We start from the raw sequence: 22,821 nt of genomic DNA, 5'->3' as shown, positions 1-22,821 counted from the left end.
CTGGGCGTGGTCATCATCACCATGGGCAACCGGCCCGCCGAGCTCGCCGCCCTGCTGGACTCCGTCGCCCGGCAGGACGGCGACGCCGTCGAGGTGGTCGTGGTGGGCCAGGGCGTCGAGCTCACCGGCCTGCCCGAGGGCGTACGCACGATCGAGCTGCCGGAGAACCTCGGCATCCCGGGCGGGCGCAACGTCGGCATCGAGGCGTTCGGCCGGGACGGCGGCGACGGCTACGACGTGGACGTACTGCTGTTCCTCGACGACGACGGGCTGCTGGAGCGCACCGACACCGCCGAGCTGTGCCGGCGGGCCTTCGCCGAGGACCCGGAGCTGGGGATCATCAGCTTCCGGATCGCCGACCCGGACACCGGCGCCACCCAGCGCCGGCACGTGCCGCGGCTGCGCGCCTCGGACCCCCTGCGGTCCTCCCGTGTGACCACCTTCCTGGGCGGCGCGAACGCCGTGCGGACGTCGGTGTTCGAGCAGGTCGGCGGCTTGCCGGACGAGTTCTTCTACGCGCACGAGGAGACCGATCTGGCCTGGCGCGCCCTCGACGCCGGGTGGCTGATCGACTACCGGGCGGACATGGTGCTGCTGCACCCGACGACGGCCCCCTCCCGGCACGCGGTCTACCACCGTATGGTGGCCCGTAACCGGGTCTGGCTGGCCCGCCGCAACCTGCCGGCCCCCCTGGTCCCCGTCTACCTGGGCGTCTGGCTGCTGCTGACGCTGCTGCGCAGGCCCTCGGTCCCGGCGCTCAAGGCCTGGTTCGGCGGGTTCAGGGAAGGCTGGACGACCCCCTGCGGTCCCCGGCGCCCCATGAAGTGGCGGACCGTGTGGCGGCTGACCCGGCTGGGTCGCCCGCCGGTGATCTGACCAGCTCGCATCTGGGACCATGGGCGTCGGTCCCGACGCCCGTCCCCCTGGACGCGAGACCCCTCCTGCCGCATTTGAAGACGAAAGTTTGCACTTGTGAGTGACACAACCCACGACGGCGCCCTCGCCACGAGCAAGCCGCCGTCCGCCGACGAGGGGCTGACCCCCGCGGAGCTCGCCGAGAAGTACGGACTGTCGGTCAGCGGTGCCCGGCCGAGCCTCCCCGAGTACGTGCGGCAGCTCTGGGGCCGGCGCCACTTCATCCTGGCCTTCTCGCGGGCCAAGCTGGTGGCGCAGTACAGCCAGGCCAAGCTCGGCCAGGTCTGGCAGGTGGCGACCCCGCTGCTGAACGCGGTCGTCTACTGGCTGATCTTCGGCGTGATCATCGGCGCGGGCAAGGAGATGCCCCCCGGCGTCTACGTGCCGTTCCTGATGATGGGCATCTTCGTCTTCACCTTCACGCAGAGCTCGCTGATGGCGGGCGTCCGGGCGATCTCGGGCAACCTGGGCCTGGTGCGGGCGCTGCACTTCCCGCGCGCCTCGCTGCCGATCTCGTTCTCGCTCCAGCAGCTCCAGCAGCTGCTGTACTCGATGATCGTCGTCTTCGTCATCGCCCTCAGCTTCGGCAACTACCCGCGGCTGTCCTGGCTGCTGGTGATCCCGACGCTGGCGCTGCAGTTCGTCTTCAACGTCGGCCTCGCCATGATCTTCGCGCGGCTGGGGTCCAAGACCCCGGACCTCGCCCAGCTGATGCCGTTCATCATGCGTACGTGGATGTACGCGTCCGGTGTCATGTTCCCGATCGCGGCGTACCTCAAGGACCAGCCGGCCTGGATCAGCGACGTGCTGCTGTGGAACCCGGTGGCGATCTACATGGACCTCGTCCGGTTCGCGCTGATCGACGACTACTCCAGCAGCAACCTGCCGCCCCACGTGTGGGCCTTCGCGGTGGGCTGGGCCGTGCTGATCGGCCTCGGCGGCTTCGTGTACTTCTGGAAGGCTGAGGAGCGTTACGGCCGTGGCTGACAACACCCAGGGGCGCGTCCCCACCGTCATCGCGGACGACGTGCACATCGTCTACCGCGTCAACGCCGGTCGCGGCGGCAAGGGCAGCGCGACCGCCGCGCTGAGCAAGATAGTCCGCCGCAAGGGCGATGCGCCGGGCGTGCGCAGGGTCCACGCGGTGCGCGGCGTCTCCTTCACCGCGTACCGGGGCGAGGCCATCGGCCTCATCGGCTCCAACGGCTCCGGCAAGTCCACCCTGCTGCGCGCCATCGCCGGCCTGCTGCCGTGCGAGTCCGGCCGGGTCTACACCGACGGCCAGCCCTCGCTGCTGGGCGTCAACGCCGCGCTGATGAACGATCTGACCGGCGAGCGCAACGTCATGCTCGGCGGCCTCGCGATGGGCATGTCCCGCGAGCAGATCAAGGAGCGCTACCAGGACATCGTCGACTTCTCCGGCATCAACGAGAAGGGCGACTTCATCTCCCTGCCCATGCGCACGTACTCCTCCGGCATGGCGGCGCGGCTGCGTTTCTCCATCGCGGCCGCGAAGGACCACGACGTGCTCATGATCGACGAGGCGCTGGCCACCGGTGACCGCGCGTTCCAGATCCGCTCCGAGGAGCGGATCCGCGAACTGCGCCAGCAGGCGGGCACCGTCTTCCTCGTCAGTCACAGCAACAGCTCGATCCGTGACACGTGCGACCGGGTCCTGTGGCTGGAGAAGGGCGAACTCCTGATGGACGGACCCACCGAGGAAGTCGTCTCCGCCTACGAGAAGGAAACCGGCCGCTAGTTCGGCCCCCGACGAGGTCCGACCGGACCGGCCAGACCCCCGCCGCGCGCGCCCGCGGCGGGGGTCTGCTGCGTGGGGTGCGCGACATCCGGGCTCGGTCGGGCACCCGAGCGGCCCCTCCGACGTTGTACGACGTAAGCTGGAGCGGTCCTGAATCGCGGCAACTGAGGACGAAAACTCCGGCGGCGTGTCCGAAATAGGATGTATTGGGTCGGCAGTGTAGAACGGGAGATGTGACGGCAATGGCTACGGGAACACTCCCGCCCCCAGGCGGACCGGCCGTCCCCGCCCCGGGCGGCGGGCGGTGACCCGCGGGCCCGGCACCCGGCCCGGCGCCGTCGCGCACGCCACCCTCGACAAGGCCACCGCGGAGAACTTCCCCGTAGCCCCCGCCTTCCTGCCGCGCGCCTGGCGCCGGGGACTCATGGCCGTCTACGGGTACGCCCGCCTCGTCGACGACATCGGCGACGGCGACCTCGCCCCCGGCGGAGCCGACGCCGCCCACCTCGGCATCGGCCCCGACCGTGCCGACGACCGCCTCGCGCTGCTCGACGCCCTCGAGGCCGACCTGCTGCGCGTCTTCGACGGCGCCCCGCACCACCCGCTGCTGCGCTCCCTGCAACCCGTGGTCCGCGCGCACCGCCTGACCCCCGAGCCCTTCCTCGCCCTCATCGAGGCCAACCGCCAGGACCAGTACGTCACGCGCTACGAGACGTACGAGGAACTGCGCGCCTACTGCGAGCTGTCCGCGAACCCCGTCGGCCGACTGGTGCTCTCCCTCACCGGGACCAGCACCCCCGAGCGGATCCGCCGCTCGGACGAGATCTGCACCGCCCTGCAGATCGTCGAGCACGTCCAGGACGTCGCCGAGGACCTGCGCGGCCGCGACCGGATCTACCTTCCGGCCGAGGACATGCGCCGCTTCCACGTCACCGAGGCCGACCTGGAAGCCCCCTCCGCCGGAGCCTCCGTCCGCGCCCTGATCGCCTTCGAGGCGGAACGTGCCCGCACTCTGCTGGACGCCGGCACCCCGCTGGTCGGCAGCGTGCACGGCCGGCTGCGCCTGCTGCTCGCGGGCTTCGTCGGAGGGGGGCGGGCCGCCCTGCGCGCGGTCGCCGACGCGGAATTCGACGTCCTTCCCGGTCCGCCCGGGCCCACCAAGACCGGCCTGCTCCGCGAGGTGGCCGCCGTCCTGCGCCCAGCGCCGAGAAAGGGGTGAGCCCGACCGTGGAGGGCCCCACGCACGCGTCCGCACCGGTACTCGCCGCCTACAGCTACTGCGAGGCCGTCACCGGCTCCCAGGCGCGCAACTTCGCCTACGGCATCCGGCTGCTGCCCACCGACAAGCGGCAGGCCATGTCGGCGCTCTACGCCTTCTCCCGGCGCGTCGACGACATCGGCGACGGCGCGCTCCCGCCCGACGCCAAGCTCACCCGGCTGGAGGAGACCCGCGCCTTGCTCGGCCGGATCCGCGAGGGCCGGGTCGAGGAGGACGACACCGACCCCGTCGCCGTCGCGCTCGCCCACGCCGCCGACCGGTTCCCGATCCCGCTCGAAGGACTCGACGAGCTGATCGACGGCGTCCTGATGGACGTCCGCGGCGCCACCTACGAGACCTGGGACGACCTCAAGGCGTACTGCCGCTGCGTGGCCGGGGCCATCGGGCGGCTCTCGCTGGGCGTGTTCGGGACCACCACCGGCGCACGTGACGCGGCACGCGCCCCCGAGTACGCCGACACGCTGGGCCTCGCCCTGCAGTTGACCAACATCCTGCGCGACGTCCGCGAGGACGCCGGCAACGGACGGGTCTACCTGCCCGCCGAGGACCTCGCCAAGTTCGGCTGCGCCGACGGCTTCCACACCGACCGGGCCCCCGCCGGGTCGGACTTCGCCGGGCTCGTCCACCACGAAGTCCGGCGCGCCCGCGCCCTGTTCGTCGAGGGCTACCGGCTGCTGCCCATGCTCGACCGGCGCAGCGGAGCCTGCGTCGCCGCCATGGCCGGCATCTACCGGCGCCTGCTGGACCGCATCGAGCGCGAGCCGGAGGCCGTACTGCGCGGCCGCGTCTCACTGCCGGTGCGGGAGAAGGCGTACGTCGCGGTGCGCGGACTGTCCGGCCTGGACGCGCGGACCATCTCCCGGCAGAACACCAGGCGGCGGGTCTGATGGGTCAATACCGTACGACCGGGACGAACCGGCAGTACCGTGACGCAACCCGGCCCGGCTCCGCCGCGTCCGCCGGGACGGCACGCGTTTCCCTGGAGGGCGTATGACCGGCAACCGTGCGGTGGTCGTCGGCGGCGGACTGGCCGGAGTCACCGCCGCCCTGGAACTCGCCGACGCCGGACTGCGCGTGACCCTGCTGGAGGGCCGGCCGCGGCTGGGCGGACTCGCGTTCTCCTTCAAGCGCGGCGAGCTGACCGTCGACAACGGCCAGCACGTCTACCTGCGCTGCTGCACCGCCTACCGCTGGTTCCTGGACCGGGTCGGCGGCGCCGCCCTGGCCCCGCTCCAGGACCGGCTCGACGTACCCGTCCTCGACGTCGCCCACCCCGGGGGACCGCGGCTGGGCCGGCTGCGCCGCACCGCGCTGCCCGTACCCCTGCACCTGGCGAGCTCGCTGGCGCGCTACCCGCACCTCTCGCTCGCAGAACGGGCGAGCGTGGCCCGCGCCGCGCTCGCCCTGCGCGCACTCGACCCCGCCGACCCGGCCCTGGACGGACTGGACTTCGAAACCTGGCTCGCCCGCTACGGCCAGTCCCCCCGCGCCATCGAGGCCCTGTGGGACCTCGTCGGCATCGCCACCCTCAACGCCACCGCCGACCAGACCTCCCTCGCCCTGGCCGCCATGGTCTTCAAGACCGGGCTGCTCTCCGAGCCCGGGGCCGCCGACATCGGCTGGGCCCGGGTCCCGCTCGGCGACCTGCACGACGCCCTCGCCCGCAAGGCGCTGGACGCGGCCGGCGTCCGGACCGAGGTCCGTACCCGGGTCACCGCCATCTCCCGTGACGCGCAAGGGGATTGGCGGGTGGACACCGAGGGGGACAGCCTGACGGCCGACGCCGTCGTGCTCGCCGTACCGCAGCGCGAGGCGCACGGCCTGCTGCCGCACGGAGCGCTCGCCGACCCCGACAAGCTCCTCGACATCGGCACCGCGCCGATTCTCAACGTCCATGTCGTCTACGACCGCAAGGTGCTCAAGCAGCCCTTCTTCGCGGCGCTGGGCACACCCGTCCAGTGGGTCTTCGACCGCACCGACGCCTCCGGGCTCACCGACGGCGGCCAGTACCTGGCGCTGTCCCAGTCGGCCGCCCAGGACCACATCGACGAGCCCGTGTCCGTCCTGCGCGCCGCGTACCTGCCCGAACTGGAGCGGCTGCTGCCCGCCGCGCGCGGCGCCAAGGTCCGCGACTTCTTCGTCACCCGGGAGCGCACGGCGACGTTCGCCCCCACCCCCGGCGTCGGCCGGCTCCGCCCCGGGGCCCGCACCGACGCGCCCGGCCTCTACCTCGCCGGTGCGTGGACCGCCACCGGCTGGCCCGCGACCATGGAGAGCGCCGTCCGCAGCGGGCAGGCCGCGGCGCACGCCGCACTCGCCGCGCTCGGCCGCCACCGCGAGAACCCTCCCCTCGGCTCCGCCGGGGCGACCCCCAGCAGGAGCTCGGCATGACGATCACGAGTACCACCAGCACGTCCCGCACAGCAGCCACAGGAACCAGAGGAGAGCCAGTGAACCCGGGGAATCCGGATGCCGGGAACGCGACGGACGCGAAGGGCGGGACGCCCGCCGAGAGCGCGGACACCCTCGCCCTCCTGGAGCGCGGCCGCACCCTCTCGACGCCCGTGCTCCGCGCGGCCATCGCCCGTCTCGCCCCGCCCATGGACACCGTCGCCGCCTACCACTTCGGCTGGATCGACGCCCACGGCAACCCGGCGGACGGCGACAGCGGCAAGGCCGTACGCCCCGCGCTCGCGCTGCTCTCCGCCGAGGCCGCGGGCGCGCCGGCCGAGGTCGGCGTGCCCGGCGCGGTCGCCGTGGAACTCGTCCACAACTTCTCGCTGCTGCACGACGACCTGATGGACGGGGACGAGCAGCGCCGCCACCGCGACACCGTGTGGAAGGTGCACGGCCCGGCCCAGGCCATCCTGGTCGGCGACGCCCTGTTCGCCCTCGCCAACGAGGTGCTGCTGGAGCTCGGCACCGTCGACGCCGGCCGCGCCACCCGCCGCCTGACCACCGCCAGCCGCAAGCTCATCGACGGCCAGGCGCAGGACATCTCCTACGAGCACCGCGAGCGCGTCAGCGTCGAGGAGTGCCTGGAGATGGAGGGCAACAAGACGGGCGCGCTGCTCGCCTGCGCGGTCTCCATCGGCGCGGTCCTCGGCGGCGCCGACGACCGGACCGCCGACAAGCTGGAGGAGTACGGCTACCACCTCGGCCTCGCCTTCCAGGCGATCGACGACCTGCTGGGCATCTGGGGCGACCCGGAGGCCACCGGCAAGCAGACCTGGAGCGACCTGCGCCAGCGCAAGAAGTCCCTGCCGGTCGTCGCCGCGCTGGCCGCCGGCGGCCCGGCCTCCGAGGAGCTCGCCGAGCTGCTCGCCGCCGACGCCAAGAGCAGCGACTTCGAGAACTTCTCCGAGGAGGAGTTCGCCCACCGCGCCGCCCTCATCGAGCAGGCCGGCGGCCGCCGCTGGACCGCCGACGAGGCCCGCCGCCAGCACGCGGTCGCCATCCGGGCCCTGGACGACGTCGCCATGCCGCAGCGCGTACGGGAGGCCCTGGTGGACCTCGCCGACTTCGTCGTCGTACGCAAGAGGTGACCGCCACCACGCAGCAGCGGATATGACGCGCAAGTCGCCGGCCGGTGCCCCCGCCTGAACCAGGCGCGCACCGGCCGACGGCAGACCCCAGCACAGCAGCGGACGCAACTGTACGAAGGGGAAGCCATGACTGCGACGACCGACGACGGAGCCGGGACGGCAGGTCCGGGCTCCGCATCCGCCGGAGACACCACCACCACCACCACCGACACCGCACGGCCACGGCCACGGGCCCGGCCCGCCGCGGGGGACGGGCCCGGTCACGGGGCCGTGCACGCGGCCACCGCCCGCGCCGTGGAACACCTCCTCGCCCGCCAGGACCCCGAGGGGTGGTGGAAGGGCGACCTGGAGACCAACGTCACCATGGACGCCGAGGACCTGCTGCTGCGGCAGTTCCTCGGGATCCGGGACGAGCCCACCACCCGCGCCGCCGCCCTGTTCATCCGGGGCGAGCAGGGCGAGGACGGCACCTGGGCCACCTTCCACGGCGGACCGCCCGACCTGTCCGCCACCATCGAGGCGTACGTCGCCCTGCGCCTGGCCGGGGACGCCCCGGACGCCCCGCACATGGTGCGGGCCTCGGCCTGGGTGCGGGCGCACGGCGGGATCGCGGCGTCCCGCGTCTTCACCCGGATCTGGCTGGCCCTGTTCGGCTGGTGGAGCTGGGACCACCTGCCCCAACTCCCGCCCGAACTGGTCTTCCTGCCCCCCTGGGTGCCGCTGAACATCTACGACTTCGGGTGCTGGGCGCGCCAGACCATCGTGCCGCTGACGGTCGTCTCCGCCAAACGCCCGGTGCGCCCGGCGCCGTTCGCACTGGACGAGCTCCACACCGATGCCCGCACGCCCCACCCCGCCCGGCCGCTGGCTCCGCTGGGCACGTGGGAAGGCGCCTTCCAGCGCATGGACCGGGCGCTGCACGTCTACCACCGCTTCGCCCCGCGCCGGCTGCGCGAGGCCGCCATGCGCAGCGCGGCCCGCTGGATCGTCGAACGGCAGGAGAACGACGGCTGCTGGGGCGGCATCCAGCCGCCCGCCGTGTACTCGGTGATCGCCCTGCACCTGCTCGGCTACGACCTGCGCCACCCGGTCATGCGGGCCGGCCTGGAGTCGCTGGACCGGTTCGCCGTGTGGCGCGAGGACGGTGCCCGCATGATCGAGGCCTGCCAGTCCCCGGTCTGGGACACCTGCCTGGCCGCGATCGCGCTCGCCGACGCCGGGCTGCCCGCCGACCATCCCGCCCTGGTCAGGGCCGCCGACTGGATGCTCGGCGAGGAGATCGACCGGCCCGGCGACTGGTCCGTGCGCCGGCCCGGACTGGCCCCCGGCGGCTGGGCGTTCGAGTTCCACAACGACAACTACCCTGACATCGACGACACCGCCGAGGTCGTCCTCGCGCTGCGCCGCATCCGGCACCCGGAGCCGGGCAAGGTCGAGGCGGCCGTGGCCCGGGGGGTCGCGTGGAGCCTCGGCATGCAGTCGCGCAACGGTGCGTGGGGCGCGTTCGACGCGGACAACACCAGCTCCTTCCCCAACCGGCTGCCGTTCTGCGACTTCGGCGAGGTCATCGACCCGCCGTCGGCCGATGTCACCGCGCACGTCGTGGAGATGCTCGCCGTCGAGGGCCGGGCCTGCGACCCGCGCGCCCGCCGGGGCATCGCCTGGCTGCTGGCCGAACAGGAGGCGAACGGCTCCTGGTTCGGCCGCTGGGGCACCAACTACGTGTACGGGACGGGCTCGGTGGTCCCGGCCCTGACGGCCGCGGGTATCGCGCCGTCCCATCCCGCGATCCGGCGCGCCGTCGCGTGGCTGGAGTCCGTGCAGAACACCGACGGCGGCTGGGGCGAGGACCAGCGCTCCTACCAGGATCCGGGGTGGGCCGGGAAGGGCGCGTCGACGGCCTCGCAGACGGCGTGGGCGCTGATGGCCCTGCTGGCGGCGGGGGAGCGGGAGGGCAAGGCGGTCGAGCGCGGGATCGCGTACCTGGTGGACACGCAGGCGGCCGACGGCTCCTGGGACGAGCCGTACTTCACCGGTACCGGCTTCCCCTGGGACTTCTCCATCAACTACCACCTGTACCGGCAGGTGTTCCCGCTGACCGCACTGGGCCGCTACCTGTGCGGCGAACCCTTCACCGCAGGCGCGGCGCGGACGAGCGTTTCGGTGGGGACGGGCACTGCCGTGGGGACGGACGGCGTGGTGGGAACCGGCGCCGCGGTGGGGAGGGGCGGCGGGCCGGGCGCCGGCGGCGCGGCGGGGGCGGCCGGCGGCGTACCCGCGCGGCGGCCGGCCGGCGAGGGGAGCGAGGGCTGATGGCCTTCCGCCGGGGCGGGCACCCGCCCTCCGGGCCCGGTGCGGACGCCGCGCCGGCGGGCCCGCCGGACCGAGCCGCCGCGCCCGCCGGTTCCCGCGCCGACGTGGCCGCGCCGCCGCTGCTCGTCGCCTGCGCCCTCGGCATCGAACGCCTCGCCCTGCGCAGCGGCGAACGGGCCGCCGGAACCCACCCGCGCGTCACCGTCGTACGCACCGGCATGGGGCCGCGCGCGGCCGAACGGTCCGTGGCCCGGGCCCTCGCCGAACCCGCGCTGCGCGGGGCCGCCGTGGTCGCCACCGGCTTCTGCGCCGGGCTCGTCCCCGGCATGCACCCCGGCGACCTGGTGGTCGCCGAGGAGACCCGCGACCCGCTGGGCACCGTCACCTGCGCCGGCAGCGCGACCCTCGCCGGGGCGCTGGCGCGGGTCGCCCCCGGGCGGACCGTCCACACCGGTGTCCTGACCGGCTCCGACCACGTCGTCCGCGGCGCCGAGCGCGCCGAACTGCGGGCGACCGGGGCCATTGCCGTCGACATGGAGTCGGCCGCGACCCTCCGCAGCGCGCTGTACGGCCCCGGCGCGCCGCCGGGCGGGCGTCCGGTTGCGGCCGTCCGGGTGATCGTGGACGCTCCGGAGCATGAGCTCGTCCGTATCGGCACGGTGCGCGGTGGAATATCGGCCTTCCGCGTACTGCGTGCCGTACTGCCCGCTTTTTATGACTGGCACCGTTCTTTGCCGCTCCCCAGGAGGTGAGCCAGATGGCCATGCCGCTGCGACAGTCCATCAGGGTCGGGACCTATCTCTTCGAACAGAAGCTCCGGAGGCGCGAGAAGTTCCCCCTCATCGTGGAGCTCGAACCGCTCTACGCCTGCAATCTCAAGTGCGAGGGATGCGGGAAGATCCAGCACCCCGCCGGGGTCCTCAAGCAGCGCATGCCGGTCGCCCAGGCGGTGGGTGCGGTCCTGGAGTCCGGCGCCCCGATGGTGTCCATCGCGGGCGGCGAGCCCCTGATGCACCCGCAGATCCACGAGATCGTGCGGCAGTTGGTGGCCCGGCGCAAGTACGTCTTCCTGTGCACCAACGCCCTGCTGCTCCGCAAGAGGATCGAGGACTTCACCCCCTCCCCGTACTTCGCCTTCGCCGTGCACATCGACGGCCTGCGCGAACGCCACGACGAGTCCGTGGCCAAGGAGGGCGTCTTCGACGAGGCGGTGGCGGCCATCAAGGAGGCCAAGCGGCGCGGCTTCCGCGTCACCACCAACTCCACCTTCTTCAACACCGACACCGCGCAGACCGTCATCGAGGTCCTCAACTACCTCAACGACGACCTCAAGGTCGACGAAATGATGATCTCGCCGGCGTACGCGTACGAAAAGGCGCCCGACCAGGAACACTTCCTCGGTGTCGAACAGACCCGTGAACTCTTCCGCAAGGCCTTCGCGGGCGGCAACCGGCGGCGCTGGCGGCTCAACCACTCACCGCTCTTCCTCGACTTCCTCGAAGGAAAGGCGGATTTCCCCTGCACCGCCTGGGCCATTCCGAATTACTCCCTCTTCGGCTGGCAGCGGCCCTGCTATCTCATGAGCGACGGATACGTCCCGACGTACCGGGAACTCATCGAGGACACCGACTGGAGCAAGTACGGCCGCGGAAAGGACCCGCGCTGCGCCAACTGCATGGCGCACTGCGGCTACGAGCCCACGGCCGTCCTGGCCACCATGGGATCCCTGAAGGAATCCCTGCGGGCAGCCCGCGAGACGGTCTCGGGGAACCGGGACACCTCGGCATGACCGGGCCGGGCGCGGGTGCCGGCAAGGAATTCGATCTCGGCGCGCTGCTGGCCGAGCGGGGCGCGGAGCGCTACGAGCTGCACGCCCGGCACCTCAACCACCAACTGCCCCGCATGCTGCACACCATCGGCTTCGACAAGGTCTACGAGCGGGCCGAGGGCGCCCACTTCTACGACGCCGAGGGCCACGACTACCTCGACATGCTCGCCGGGTTCGGCGTGATGGGCCTGGGCCGGCACCACCCCGTCGTGCGCAAGGCCCTCCACGACGTCCTGGACGCCCAGCTCGCCGACCTCACCCGCTTCGACTGCCAGCCCCTGCCCGGGCTGCTGGCCGAGCGGCTGCTGTCGTACAGCCCGCACCTGGACCGGGTGTTCTTCGGCAACAGCGGCACCGAGGCCGTCGAGACCGCCCTGAAGTTCGCCCGCTGCGCCACCGGCCGGCCCAGGGTCCTCTACTGCGACCACGCCTTCCACGGGCTGACCACCGGCGCCCTCTCCGTCAACGGCGAGGGCGGCTTCCGTGACGGCTTCGCCCCGCTGCTGCCCGACACCCGGATCGCGCTCGGCGATCTGGCGGCGCTGGAGCGCGAGCTGCGGCGCGGCGACGTGGCGGCCTTCGTGGTGGAGCCCGTCCAGGGCAAGGGCGTGCACGCGGCCCCGCCGGGCTTCCTGCACGCGGCGCAGGACCTGCTGCACCGGCACAAGGCCCTGCTCATCGCCGACGAGGTGCAGACCGGGCTGGGGCGTACCGGGGATTTCTACGCCTACCAGAACGAACCGGGCGTGGAGCCGGATCTGGTGTGCGTGGCCAAGGCGCTCTCCGGCGGCTACGTCCCCGTGGGCGCGACCCTGGGCAAGGACTGGATCTTCAAGAAGGTCTACTCGTCCATGGACCGGGTGCTGGTCCACTCGGCGAGTTTCGGCTCCAACGCACAGGCGATGGCGGCCGGACTCGCGGTGCTGTCGGTGATGGAGAACGAGTCGCTCGTCGCCCGCGCCCGGGAGGTGGGCGACTCCTTGCGCGGGCGGCTCGCGGCGCTCGTGCCGGAGTACGAGCTGCTGCACGAGGTGCGCGGGCGCGGCCTGATGATCGGCATCGAGTTCGGCCGGCCCTCCTCGCTGGGCCTGCGCAGCCGCTGGACGATGCTCCAGGCGGCCCGCAAGGGGCTGTTCGCGCAGATGGTCGTGGTGCCGCTGCTGCAGAGGCACCGGATCCTGACCCAGGTCTCCGGAGACCATCTGGAGGTCATCAAGCTGATCCCGCCGCTCGTCGTGGACGAGGCCGACGTGGACCGCTTCGTGACCGCCTTCCGGGCGGTCATGGACGACGCGCACGGCGGGGGCTCGCTGATGTGGGACTTCGGCCGGACGCTGGTGAAGCAGGCCGCCGCACAGCGGTGACGGCGCCGCCTCCCGCGCGGGCGTGAGCGCCGCCTCCCGCGCGGGCGTGGGTGCTCCCTCCCGCGCGGGCGTGAGCGTCAGACGAGGAGCTTCTCACGCAGCCGGGCGAGGGTCTCGGGGGCGAGCCCGAGGCCCTCGCCCAGGTAGGCCGGCACGCCGCCCCAGGTCTCCTCGATGGCGTCGAAGGCCTCGGTCAGGTACTCGGCGCGGGCGTCGAAGAGCGGGGCCAGCAGTTCCATCACCTCGGGCGAGCGCGCCTCGGGCGCCTCGCTGCCACGGCGTACCCGGTAGCGGCGGTGCGGGGCGTTCGACTCCAGGTAGTCCGCCACGATCGCCTCGCGCTCGACGCCCACCGCGAGGAGGGTGACGGCGACCGAGAGCCCGGCCCGGTCCTTGCCGGCCGCGCAGTGCATGAGGGCGGGCACGCTGTCCTCGGCGAGGGCGTGCAGGACGCGGCTGTGCTCGGCGGTGCGCCGGGTGATGATCTCGCGGTACGAGCGCGTCATCCGGTCGGCCGCCCGGCCCTCGCCGAGCAGATCGCGCAGCTGGCCGAGGTCGCCGTCGCGCACCATCTTCCAGAACTCCTTGCCGTCCGCCGGGTCGGAGAGGGGAATGTTCACATTCCGTACACCCGGAAGTTCCACATCGGGTCCCTCGAGGGCGTGGTCGGCCGCATTGCGGAAATCGAAGACGGTGTGGAGGCCGAGCGACGCGAGGAATTCTGCGTCGGTTTCGGTGGCATGGGCGAGATGTCCGCTTCGGAACAGTCGTCCCGTACGGACCTGCCGCCCGTCGGTGGTCGGCAGCCCGCCCACGTCACGGAAGTTGCGTATGCCGGTCAGCTCCGGCTCCGTGGGCCGGGTCCGAGGTATCTGCTGGGTCATGAGTGCCCCCTCCGTATCGTCGCGGTTGTCCGAATTGCGCTGCTTGGCCCCAACGTGCCCGGGGGAGAAGGGAGATCGCCTCCCGCCCCCGTGAGCAGGATCATACGGTGACCGTGAGTGCCTGATCGCGGAGGCCGAATTCCCTGCGGTGGCTGGCTGTTGAAGCGACGGAATGGACGGAGGGTGACCGGAATTCCGGCGGACTCTCATCAACGGGAATCCATGGGGGAATTCGTGGCTTGTTTCGCGCGGCATGGCTGGATTACGTTCACGACCGATCCGGATGGACCGCCGAATCCTGCCACCATCCGGACACCGCACCCGACTATTCATGTACGTGGCAGGAGCGGGGGAACCAGGTAGGCCCGCCGGATCGGATCTTGATATCCGAATGGCTCGGGGTGAAGCCGTAGTGATACGGCCGGACAGCTCCAGTCCGAACCCGACAGCTCACCTCGCAGGCGCCGGAGAGGAAAACGCCATGCCCGGAAAAGGCAAGCACCGACGCCCCAAGTCCCGCTCCCTGACCCGCGGTTTCGTCGCCGCCGGCACGGGCGGTGCGGCCCTCGCGCTGCCGCTGATGGGCGCCACCGGCGCGAACGCGGCCGGGGCTCCCGCCGCCGCCCCGCAGGCCCCGGTCACGGCCCAGCTCCCGGCGCAGGTGCCGGCCGCCCTCCAGGCCGCCCCCTCGCACGCGGCGCCCCGGCCGGCCCCCAGCACCTACACCGTCGTCCAGGGCGACTGCCTCTCGCGCATCGCCGAGGACCGCGGCCTCTCCGGCGGCTGGCAGGAGCTGTACGCCGACAACCGTGACGCCGTCGGCACCGACCCGTCGCTGATCCACCCGGGCCTGGAGCTCACCCTCGGGGACCGGGGCGCGGCCCCCGTCGAGTCGGCCCCCGTCGAGTCGGCCCCGGTCGAGTCGACGCCCGTCGAGTCCGCCCCGGAGTCGGCCCCGGCCCGGCCCGCCCCGGTCGCGCCCGCCCCCGAGCGCGGTTCCGCCGACCGGACCCCGGCCCAGGGCTCCGGCACCGCCGCCGCCCCGGGCAAGGCCGGCTTCGTCGCCCCGGTCGGCGGCGGCGTCTCCACCGCCTACCGGGCCTCCGGGGCCATGTGGTCCAGCGGCTACCACACCGGTGTCGACTTCATCGCGCGCTCCGGCACCTCCGTCAAGGCGGTCAGCGCGGGCACCGTCGTGTCCGCCGGCTGGGGCGGCTCGTACGGCAACGAGGTCGTCGTCAAGCACGCCGACGGCCACTACTCGCAGTACGCCCACCTGTCGCAGCTGTCGGTCTCGGTCGGCCAGAGCGTCACCGCCGGCCAGCAGCTCGGCCTGTCCGGCTCGACCGGCAACTCCACCGGCCCGCACCTGCACTTCGAGATCCGCACCGGCCCGGGCTACGGCTCGGACGTCGACCCGCTCGCCTACCTCCGCTCCCACGGCGTGAGCATCTGACGGCAGCGGCGGCCGCCCAACGGGGGCGGCTCCGGGAAACGTGTGAGGCCAGGGCCCGAGGGGGGTCCTGGCCTCACGCCTTGTTATTCCTCCCTGACCGGGTGGTATAGATCACGGCCCGTCAACCCCTTCCTACGGTGGCGTAGGTCACGTCTCGAGGTGAAGGATGTGGTCCCGTGGCAGCGACGACAACGATGAACAACTCGACACGACGGACCATCGGCAGCATCGACACCATCGGCTCGTACGCGGCGATCGGAGACAGCTTCACCGAGGGTGTGGGGGACCCGGGACCCGGGGGAATCTACGTCGGCTGGGCCGACCGGCTCGCCGTACTCCTGGCCGACCGGCGTGACGAGCACGACTTCCGGTACGCGAACCTCGCCGTACGCGGACGCCTGCTCGACCAGATCGTGGCCGAGCAGGTGCCGCGGGCCAAGGAGCTCGCGCCGGACCTCGTCACCTTCTGCGCCGGCGGGAACGACATCATCCGGCCCGGCAGCGACCCCGACGACGTGGCGGAGCGGTTCGAGGCGGCCGTGGCCGACCTCACCCGAGCCGTCGGCCAGGTCATGATCACCACCGGATTCGACACCCGCGGGGTGCCGGTCCTCAAGCACCTGCGGGGCAAGGTCGCGACGTACTCCGCGCACGTGCGGGCCATCGCCGACCGCTACGACTGCCCGGTGCTCGACCTCTGGTCGCTGAAGTCCGTACAGGACCGGCGGGCCTGGGACGACGACCGGCTGCACCTCTCCCCGGAGGGGCACACCCGGGTGGCGCTGCGCGCGGCCCAGGTGCTCGGGATCGACGTACCGGCCGACCCGGACCAGCCGTGGCCGCCGCAGCAGCCGCGCGGATCGGCCGAGGTCACCCGCGACAACATCCAGTGGGCGCGCGAGTACCTGGTGCCGTGGATCGGGCGGCGGCTGCGCGGGGAGTCCTCCGGGGACCACGTGGAGGCCAAGCGGCCGGACCTGCTGCCCCTGTAGCGCCGTGCGCGGGGCGGGGCGCCGACCGGTCCGGGACCGGGCTCCGGCCCGGAAGCGGAATCCTTCCGGGCCGGTGTGCGTTGGGAACGTCGAAGAGAGCAGGATCCCCTGTCCCATCCCCTCGCCACACTCCCCTCCCAGGAGGCGCCTTGACCGGCTCCCGTCCCTTGCGTCCTCGGCTGCGCGACCTGCGGCCCGAAGCCTTCGGCGCGGATCCGTCCGGCGCGCGCATGGAGCGGATCCGCCGCTCGCCGAACTTCGCCGACGGCGTCTTCCAGAACCCGGTCGGGGCCCGGACCAGGCCCTCCGGCTCCATGCGGGAGTTCGCCAAGATCTACTTCCACAAGGAGCAGCGGCAGCGCCGCGGCCCCGCCGCGGGCGTTCCGGTGCACCCGACGACCCTGGCCGACCTGGCGAAGCCGCCGGTCACGGGGCTGCGGCTGACGTGGATGGGGCACTCCAGCGTGCTCGCCGAGATCGACGGGCGGCGCGTGCTGTTCGACCCCGTGTGGGGAGAGCGGTGCTCTCCGTTCCCCTTCGCCGGCCCCAAGCGACTGCACCCCGTACCGGTGCCGCTGGCCGCACTGGGACCGGTGGACGCGGTGGTGATCTCCCACGACCACTACGACCACCTGGACCTGCCGACGATCAAGGCGCTGGCCGGTACGGACACCGTCTTCGCGGTGCCGCTGGGCGTCGGCGCGCACCTGGAGCGGTGGGGGGTGTCGGCCGACCGGCTGCGCGAACTGGACTGGAACGAATCCACCAAGATCAACGGGCTGGCCCTGACCGCGACCCCGGCACGCCACTTCTGCGGCCGCGGCCTGCGCAACCAGCAGCACACCCTGTGGGCGTCCTGGGTGGTCGAGGGCGACGAGCACCGCATCTTCCACAGCGGTGACACCGGCTACTTCCCCGGCTTCCAGGACATCGGGGCCGCGCACGGGCCCTTCGACGCCACGATGATCCAGATCGGCGCGTACTCGGAGTACTGGCCGGACATCCACATGACCCCCCAGGAGGGCGTCCAGGCCCACCTCGACCTGCAGGGAGCGAAGCCGCACGGGGTGCTGCTGCCGATCCACTGGGGCACCTTCAGCCTGGCCCTGCACGCCTGGGCGGAGCCGGGCGAGTGGACGCTCGACGCCGCCGGGGAAGCCGGCCAGCCGGTGGCGGTCCCGCACCCCGGCGAACCCTTCGAGCCTGCCGGCACGCTGCCCGTGGCCCCCTGGTGGCGCCCGGTCTCCCACCCGATCACCCACCCGTGGCGCCACCCGAAGCCCGTCGACCGCCCGGCTGACGACTCCCGGGCCGGCGACCTGGACCTCGCCGGCGAGCGCTGACGGCGGGCGGGGAGCCGTGCGGCGTCGCGGGCCGTGCCGGCGTGCGAACGCTCAAGAGCCGGTGCCTGGAGCAGGCACCGGCTCTTCATGGTCGAGCAGCGCCGCCGAGGCCGCGCTGCTGAACTCCTCCGGGGTCGGCTCACCGTTGCGGTCGGCGTCCGCCGCAGCGGCGAGAGCGTTCCAGTGACCCCGGTGGGGATACCAGTCCGGGGGGAGCGGTCCGGGCGTGTCGGCCCGGTGGGGTGACGACCGGTGGTGCGGACACCTGCTCGCGCCCGGGAACGTCCGTACGGACCGGCTGAACGGGCGACAGGCGGTGACCTGCCGTCACCCGGGAAGGTTTGGCCGGTGACGACCCCTGTGTGACGGGAGTGCTGTGATGACGGAACAGGCAGCCCAGACGTTCGACGCCGCGGCGCTGGCGACTCTGGTCAAGGACTACTTCGCCCTGCCGGCCGAGAAGCTCGTTCCGAGTGCCACGATCGCCGACCTCGGCCTGGACTCGCTGGCCCTGATGGAGTTGATGGTGGCCGTCGAAGAGCGCACCGGAACCGGACTCGTCGCACACCTGGGGGACGTCTCCCCGCACCACACCCTGGAGGACCTCGCGAGGAACCTGAACGACACCATGACAGGGCCGAAGGGGACAGCGGCCGGGCAGGGCGCGGCGGTCCTCGACCTCCGTCCGGAAGGTTCCTGAACCCGTGTCCGACCAGGGGTCGTGTGCCGCTCCGGTGAGCCGCCGTACCGATCTGCTCGCCGATCTCGAACCGATCGTGGCCGGCGGGCTCGACCGGCATCTGGCCGCGGCCCAGGACTGGTTCCCCCACCAGTACGTGCCCTGGGGCCGGGCCAGGGACTTCGACGGCCCGTTGGGCGGCGAGGGCTGGCAGCCCGGCCAGTCCCCGCTGTCCCCCGTGGTGCGCGACGCGCTGCTGGTCAACCTGCTCACCGAGGACAACCTGCCCAGCTACCACCACGAGATCGCCTCCCGCTTCGGTCGCGACAGCACCTGGGGCGTGTGGGTCAACCGCTGGACCGCGGAGGAAGCCCGCCATTCGGACGCGCTGCGCAGCTACCTGCATGCCATCCGGGGGCTCGATCCGGTGGAGCTGGAGCGCTCGCGAATGGCCCACGTCAGCGCCGGCTACGTCAGCGGCCAGCCCACCGTGGCGCACGCCCTCGTGTACGTCACGATCCAGGAGCTGGCCACCCGCGAAGCGCACCGCAACGCCGGTGTGCTGTGCGCGGAACCGCACGGCACCCGGCTGATGAGCCGGATCGCGGCCGACGAGAACCTGCACATGATCTTCTACCGCGACGTGTGCGCCGCCGCCTGCGACCTCGACCCCGACCGGCTGCTGCGGGCGTTCGCGGACGTCGTCCGCGGCTTCACGATGCCCGGCCACCGGATCCCCGGCTTCGCCGCCCGGGCGGCCAGGATCGCGGCCGCCGGCATCTACGACGTCGCCCTGCACCACGAGCGGGTCCTGCTCCCGCTGCTGCGCCATCTGCGCCTGATGGAGCGCACGGACGTCGGACCCGCTGGAGAGGAGGCCCGTGAACGGATCGGCCACCTCATGGAGACTCTCGAGGACAAGGCGCGGCGCCTACGGGAACTGCGTGAGCGGATGCGGCACACCGGCCGGCAGAGCGGAGCGACCCGTGGAGCGTGAAGTGGCCGTGACGGGCCTGGGCCTGCTCACCCCGGCGGGCACCGACCCGGACGGCATCTGCAAGACCCTCGCCGAGGGCCGCTCGCTCGCGGCACGCAACCCCGCCCTGGCGGGACTGCCGGTGGACATCTCCTGCAACGTGACCGGCTTCGACGCCCGGGCCGAGCTCGGTGTGCGGCTGGCCCGCCGGCTCGACAGGTTCACGCACCTGGGACTGGCGGCCGCCCGCCGTGCCGTCCACGACGCGGGGCTGGAGATCACGGGCGCGCTGTCGCACCGTGTCGGTGTCGTGCTGGGCGTGGGATCCAACAGCCTGCTGACCTACGTCGCGGAGTTCACCCGCCTCGGCGAGGGCAGGCCGGAGACGGTCTCACCCCTGGCCCTGACGCGCAGCGTGCCCAGCATGGTGGCCGGGGAGATCGCCGTGGACGTCGGGGCGCGCGGCCCCAACTTCACCGTCTCCAGCGCCTGCGCGTCCGGCACCACCGCCCTGGGCGTCGCCCGGGGCATGCTGCTGGACGGCCAGTGCGACGTCGTCCTGGCGGGTGGCAGCGATGCGTGGTCGCCGATGACCGCGACCTGCTTCTCGCAGATGCGGGCACTGTCGAAGCGCTGCGACCGGCCCGACCTCGCGTCCCGGCCCTTCGACCAGGGCCGGGACGGCTTCGTACTCGGCGAGGGCGCGGCCGTCCTGGTCCTCGAACGGCCCGCGCACGCCCGCGCCCGCCGGGCCCGGGTGCGCGCCATGCTGTGCGGCTACGGCGCTTCCGCCGACGCCTACCACCCCACCGCCCCGCGCCCCGACGGGCAGGGTGCCGAGCAGGCGGTACGGCAGGCCCTCGGCCAGGCGGGCTGCCGGCCCGGCGTGATCGGCCACGTCAACGCCCACGGGACCTCCACCCGGCTCGGGGACGCGGCCGAGGCCGTCATGCTGCGCAGGGTCTTTCCCGACGGACCCCCGGTCACGGCGAACAAGAGCATCGTCGGGCATGCCCTGGGCGCGGCCGGCGCCATCGAAGCGGCGTTCACCGTCCTCGCCCTGGAGCGGCAGGAGGTCCCTCCCACGGCCAATCTCGTCGCCCAGGACACCGGCTACGAACTGGACATCGTCACCCGCCGCCCGCGCCGGGTGACGCACGATTACGCGCTGTCCACGTCGTTCGGCTTCGGCGGGCAGAACGCCGCCCTGGTCTTCGCGAGGGCGTGACCGTGTCGCCCGGCCCAGGGGCCGGGCGACACGCACCGCCTCACGCCCACGGCCCGCCGTGTGAAGGGGGGCCGTCGGCGAGGGTGACCGGCAGGTGCTGGAGGCTTCGTGCCACCCAGGTGGCCTCGGTGGCCTGCCGGGCCAGGCGGCGCAGCCGGTCGGTGTTCCGGGGGGTGAACGGCGCGCGGACCAGGTCCCCCTGGTGGGTGTGACCGGGCGGGTCGGTGAGGACGAAGACCCGCGCGGGAAACCCGTAACTCGTCGTCTCACGGATGTCCTGGGCGCCGTGGCCGAAGCGCGGGTCGCGAAGGACCGTCTCCGCCTCCCGTCGGCGGACCGGGTTCACCGAAGAAACGCCACTTCACGCCGCACCCCGACGCCGCACCCGTGACGCCGTACAGCGGGCCGCCCCGATGGGTTCACGGCACCGAGCACACGTGCTCCAGCAGCAGCCGCGATGTCACCTCGGGCGCCTCCTCGGGGATGAAGTGCCCGACGTCTTCGAGGAGTTCGAGACGGTAGGGGGCGGCGACCCAGTTCACGGTGTCGTCGACGCCTGAGCGTGCGATCGCCGCGTCCGAGGTGGAGGCGATGAGCAGGGTGGGGACGGCCGTCCTGGCCGGCTGCGGGAGGCCCCCGGCGCGGTACCAGTTCAGGGCTGCGGTGAGCAGGCCGGGCTCACCCGCGAACCGCCGGTAGTAGAAGTCGCTCCGGTGAACGGGCAGGCCGAGCCGGTCGAAGTGGGCGAGTACCGCCTGCTCGGGGACCGGCGACGGCTGCCGGAACAGGTGCATGTACCGCGACTTCCGCCGCTGAACGGGGTCCTCGCGCAGCGCGCGGCCGAAGGCACCCGGGTGGGGAACCGAGACGGAGGTCAGGGTGCGCACCCGATGCGGCACGCGCGTGGCCGTCACCCAGGCGACGGCGGCGCCCCAGTCGTGTCCGGCCAGGTGGAAGTCGCCCCAGCCCAGTGCGTCGACGATGCGCAGGACGTCGTCCGACAGGTGACGGACGGCGTAGTCCTCGACGGCCGGCGGCCGTACCCCCGGCGAGTAGCCCCGCTGATCCGGTGCCACGGCTCTGCACCGTGTGCGGCCAGCGTGCGCAGCTGGTGCTCCCACTGGACGGCGAACTGCGGGAAGCCGTACAGGAGAAGGACGGGCGTGCCGTCCCTGGGCCCGGCGACCAGCACGTCGAACACCCCGACCTCGGTGGTCAGGGTCTCCTGTGTCACCACGTTCGGATCTCCGTCCGGTCGGCACGGTGGGCGGGGTTCCTGCGGGGTGCGATGACGGCGTGGGGCAGGGCCGGGGCCGGCAGCCGGTCGCCGGGGTAGCCGTCGACGGTGCCGAAGCGGTCGGAGGCGCGCTCCCAGTCCTCCCGCGCCTGGACGATGTCCTGGTGGCTGCGGCCGATGAAGTTCCACCACATCACGATCTCCTCCTCGAAGGGCGGGCCGCCCAGGAGCACCGTCCGGGCGGGGCGGCCGGAGGTGTTGGCGAGGGTGAGGGTGGTGCGGCCGGGGGCGGCGTAGCCGAGTTCGGCGGGGCGCAGGAGGGTGCCGGCGAAGTGGACGTCGCCCTCGTCGACGAGCAGGCCGTGCTCGAAGTCCGGGTCGACGTCGAGGGTGACGGTGGCGCCCGCGTCGATCAGGATCTCGGCGCCGAGGAGCGGGCTGAAGGTGCGGACCGGTGAGGTCCCGCCGGCGAGGGTGCCGAGGAAGACCCGCAGTTCCGCTCCCTCGACGCGGAGCGGCTCGGGTGCGTGGTGCTGGAAGTCGCGGGGGGCGTGGCGGTGTTCGCCGGGGAGGGCGACCCAGAGCTGGACGCCGTGCAGCACGGTGGTGCCGGGGGTGGAGACCTCCGTGTGGCTGATGCCGTGGCCCCCGGTCATGAGGTTGATCTCGCCGGGCCGTACGAGGGCGTGCGTGCCCAGGCTGTCGCGGTGCTCGATCTCCCCGCTGAACAGCCAGCTGACGGTCTGCAGCCCGGTGTGCGGATGGGGGGCGACATCCATGCCGCCGGAGTCGGCGACGCGGTCGGGGCCGTAGTGGTCGGCGAAGCACCAGGCGCCGATGAGCGTACGGGCCCGCTGGGGCAGGGTGCGCCGTACGGTCATCGCCCGCGGTCCGCCCAGCGGGACGTCCCGGGCGGCGAGGATCTCGACCTCCGTGTGGTCCATCTCCCGGCCCCTCTCACACCAAAATAGTTTTGATTTCAACAATCATGGTGATCATAGTCGCGATGACGACCCGCGACAA

Annotated in this window: 21 protein-coding genes and 1 riboswitch; of the genes, 17 read left to right on the top strand and 4 right to left on the bottom strand. The window is 72.8% G+C overall.

Features of this window, described 5'->3' with window-relative positions:
* Positions 1–21: 21 nt before the first annotated feature.
* From ACIPXB_RS29350 to ACIPXB_RS29300, 11 genes are all read left to right on the top strand, one after another.
* Positions 22–876, top strand: coding sequence for a glycosyltransferase family 2 protein (locus ACIPXB_RS29350; RefSeq protein WP_401454623.1), 855 nt, complete (start codon positions 22–24; stop codon positions 874–876).
* A 96-nt stretch (positions 877–972) separates the two neighbouring features.
* Complete coding sequence (locus ACIPXB_RS29345; RefSeq protein WP_401454588.1) at positions 973–1,902, top strand: ABC transporter permease; 930 nt, start codon at positions 973–975, stop codon at positions 1,900–1,902.
* Complete coding sequence (locus ACIPXB_RS29340) at positions 1,895–2,674, top strand: ABC transporter ATP-binding protein (protein WP_401454587.1); 780 nt, start codon at positions 1,895–1,897, stop codon at positions 2,672–2,674. Before ACIPXB_RS29345 ends, ACIPXB_RS29340 begins: the two co-directional genes overlap by 8 nt.
* A 304-nt stretch (positions 2,675–2,978) precedes the next feature.
* On the top strand, positions 2,979–3,893 hold the full coding sequence (gene hpnC, locus ACIPXB_RS29335) for a squalene synthase HpnC (protein ID WP_401454586.1): 915 nt from the start codon (positions 2,979–2,981) through the stop codon (positions 3,891–3,893).
* Entirely contained in the window at positions 3,890–4,840 is a 951-nt protein-coding gene (gene hpnD / locus ACIPXB_RS29330; protein WP_401454584.1) for a presqualene diphosphate synthase HpnD, read from the top strand. Before hpnC ends, hpnD begins: the two co-directional genes overlap by 4 nt.
* Before the next feature lie 103 nt (positions 4,841–4,943).
* Positions 4,944–6,344: a hydroxysqualene dehydroxylase HpnE gene (hpnE, locus tag ACIPXB_RS29325; RefSeq protein ID WP_401454581.1), complete on the top strand. Its 1,401-nt coding sequence runs from the start codon at positions 4,944–4,946 to the stop codon at positions 6,342–6,344.
* 59 nt (positions 6,345–6,403) lie between these two features.
* Positions 6,404–7,498 (top strand): polyprenyl synthetase family protein, encoded by a 1,095-nt coding sequence (locus tag ACIPXB_RS29320; RefSeq protein ID WP_401454579.1) that lies wholly within the window; start codon positions 6,404–6,406, stop codon positions 7,496–7,498.
* Positions 7,499–7,624: 126 nt separating this feature from the next.
* Complete coding sequence (gene shc, locus ACIPXB_RS29315; RefSeq protein ID WP_401454578.1) at positions 7,625–9,811, top strand: squalene--hopene cyclase; 2,187 nt, start codon at positions 7,625–7,627, stop codon at positions 9,809–9,811.
* Positions 9,811–10,563, top strand: a complete 753-nt coding sequence (locus ACIPXB_RS29310; RefSeq protein WP_401454576.1) for a 1-hydroxy-2-methyl-2-butenyl 4-diphosphate reductase — start codon at positions 9,811–9,813, stop codon at positions 10,561–10,563. The genes shc and ACIPXB_RS29310 overlap by 1 nt, the downstream gene beginning before the upstream one ends.
* Before the next feature lie 5 nt (positions 10,564–10,568).
* Positions 10,569–11,600 (top strand): adenosyl-hopene transferase HpnH, encoded by a 1,032-nt coding sequence (hpnH, locus tag ACIPXB_RS29305; RefSeq protein ID WP_401454574.1) that lies wholly within the window; start codon positions 10,569–10,571, stop codon positions 11,598–11,600.
* The gene (locus ACIPXB_RS29300; protein ID WP_401454573.1) at positions 11,597–13,003 is read left to right on the top strand and encodes an aspartate aminotransferase family protein; all 1,407 of its coding nucleotides are present in this window, start codon (positions 11,597–11,599) and stop codon (positions 13,001–13,003) included. Before hpnH ends, ACIPXB_RS29300 begins: the two co-directional genes overlap by 4 nt.
* 77 nt (positions 13,004–13,080) lie before the next feature.
* On the opposite strand, the gene ACIPXB_RS29295 is transcribed toward ACIPXB_RS29300, so the two are convergent.
* Entirely contained in the window at positions 13,081–13,887 is an 807-nt protein-coding gene (locus tag ACIPXB_RS29295) for a tyrosine-protein phosphatase (protein ID WP_401454572.1), read from the bottom strand.
* A gap of 279 nt (positions 13,888–14,166) precedes the next feature.
* Positions 14,167–14,366: riboswitch (cyclic di-AMP (ydaO/yuaA leader) on the top strand.
* Between the two features lie 2 nt (positions 14,367–14,368).
* Between ACIPXB_RS29295 and ACIPXB_RS29290 the strand changes: the two genes are divergently transcribed.
* From ACIPXB_RS29290 to ACIPXB_RS29265, 6 genes are all read left to right on the top strand, one after another.
* Positions 14,369–15,343 (top strand): peptidoglycan DD-metalloendopeptidase family protein, encoded by a 975-nt coding sequence (locus ACIPXB_RS29290; protein ID WP_401454570.1) that lies wholly within the window; start codon positions 14,369–14,371, stop codon positions 15,341–15,343.
* Between the two features lie 194 nt (positions 15,344–15,537).
* Positions 15,538–16,335 carry an SGNH/GDSL hydrolase family protein gene (locus ACIPXB_RS29285; RefSeq protein ID WP_401454620.1) on the top strand — a complete coding sequence of 266 codons (798 nt, stop codon included), beginning with the start codon at positions 15,538–15,540 and terminating at the stop codon, positions 16,333–16,335.
* 149 nt (positions 16,336–16,484) lie between these two features.
* Positions 16,485–17,678: an MBL fold metallo-hydrolase gene (locus ACIPXB_RS29280; RefSeq protein ID WP_401454567.1), complete on the top strand. Its 1,194-nt coding sequence runs from the start codon at positions 16,485–16,487 to the stop codon at positions 17,676–17,678.
* A gap of 379 nt (positions 17,679–18,057) precedes the next feature.
* Entirely contained in the window at positions 18,058–18,378 is a 321-nt protein-coding gene (locus ACIPXB_RS29275; protein WP_401454564.1) for an acyl carrier protein, read from the top strand.
* 4 nt (positions 18,379–18,382) lie between these two features.
* Complete coding sequence (locus ACIPXB_RS29270; protein ID WP_401454563.1) at positions 18,383–19,354, top strand: acyl-ACP desaturase; 972 nt, start codon at positions 18,383–18,385, stop codon at positions 19,352–19,354.
* The gene (locus ACIPXB_RS29265; protein ID WP_401454561.1) at positions 19,344–20,561 is read left to right on the top strand and encodes a beta-ketoacyl-[acyl-carrier-protein] synthase family protein; all 1,218 of its coding nucleotides are present in this window, start codon (positions 19,344–19,346) and stop codon (positions 20,559–20,561) included. Before ACIPXB_RS29270 ends, ACIPXB_RS29265 begins: the two co-directional genes overlap by 11 nt.
* Before the next feature lie 40 nt (positions 20,562–20,601).
* On the opposite strand, the gene ACIPXB_RS29260 is transcribed toward ACIPXB_RS29265, so the two are convergent.
* From ACIPXB_RS29260 to ACIPXB_RS29250, 3 genes are all read right to left on the bottom strand, one after another.
* Positions 20,602–20,907, bottom strand: coding sequence for a hypothetical protein (locus ACIPXB_RS29260; RefSeq protein ID WP_401454559.1), 306 nt, complete (start codon positions 20,905–20,907; stop codon positions 20,602–20,604).
* 73 nt (positions 20,908–20,980) lie between these two features.
* Positions 20,981–21,637 carry an alpha/beta fold hydrolase gene (locus ACIPXB_RS29255; RefSeq protein WP_401454557.1) on the bottom strand — a complete coding sequence of 219 codons (657 nt, stop codon included), beginning with the start codon at positions 21,635–21,637 and terminating at the stop codon, positions 20,981–20,983.
* Positions 21,638–21,791: 154 nt separating this feature from the next.
* A complete protein-coding gene (locus ACIPXB_RS29250) occupies positions 21,792–22,742 on the bottom strand; it encodes a pirin family protein (protein ID WP_401454556.1) in 951 nt (316 codons plus the stop codon).
* Between the last annotated feature and the right edge of the window lie 79 nt (positions 22,743–22,821).

The organism is Streptomyces sp. NPDC090022, assembly GCF_044748145.1.
In the GTDB taxonomy this organism is placed as follows: domain Bacteria; phylum Actinomycetota; class Actinomycetes; order Streptomycetales; family Streptomycetaceae; genus Streptomyces.
The sequence above is the reverse complement of the archived record's forward strand: the minus strand, read 5'-3'. Positions and strand labels throughout refer to the sequence as shown.

Coding starts and splice junctions, on each gene's coding strand:
- ACIPXB_RS29290 (WP_401454570.1), top strand. CDS start 14,369: ATGCCCGGAAAAGGCAAGCACCGACGCCCCAAGTCCCGCTCCCTGACC.
- hpnH (WP_401454574.1), top strand. CDS start 10,569: ATGGCCATGCCGCTGCGACAGTCCATCAGGGTCGGGACCTATCTCTTC.
- hpnE (WP_401454581.1), top strand. CDS start 4,944: ATGACCGGCAACCGTGCGGTGGTCGTCGGCGGCGGACTGGCCGGAGTC.
- ACIPXB_RS29300 (WP_401454573.1), top strand. CDS start 11,597: ATGACCGGGCCGGGCGCGGGTGCCGGCAAGGAATTCGATCTCGGCGCG.
- shc (WP_401454578.1), top strand. CDS start 7,625: ATGACTGCGACGACCGACGACGGAGCCGGGACGGCAGGTCCGGGCTCC.
- ACIPXB_RS29285 (WP_401454620.1), top strand. CDS start 15,538: ATGAACAACTCGACACGACGGACCATCGGCAGCATCGACACCATCGGC.
- ACIPXB_RS29350 (WP_401454623.1), top strand. CDS start 22: ATGGGCAACCGGCCCGCCGAGCTCGCCGCCCTGCTGGACTCCGTCGCC.
- ACIPXB_RS29250 (WP_401454556.1), bottom strand. CDS start 22,742: ATGGACCACACGGAGGTCGAGATCCTCGCCGCCCGGGACGTCCCGCTG.
- ACIPXB_RS29310 (WP_401454576.1), top strand. CDS start 9,811: ATGGCCTTCCGCCGGGGCGGGCACCCGCCCTCCGGGCCCGGTGCGGAC.
- ACIPXB_RS29295 (WP_401454572.1), bottom strand. CDS start 13,887: ATGACCCAGCAGATACCTCGGACCCGGCCCACGGAGCCGGAGCTGACC.
- ACIPXB_RS29275 (WP_401454564.1), top strand. CDS start 18,058: ATGACGGAACAGGCAGCCCAGACGTTCGACGCCGCGGCGCTGGCGACT.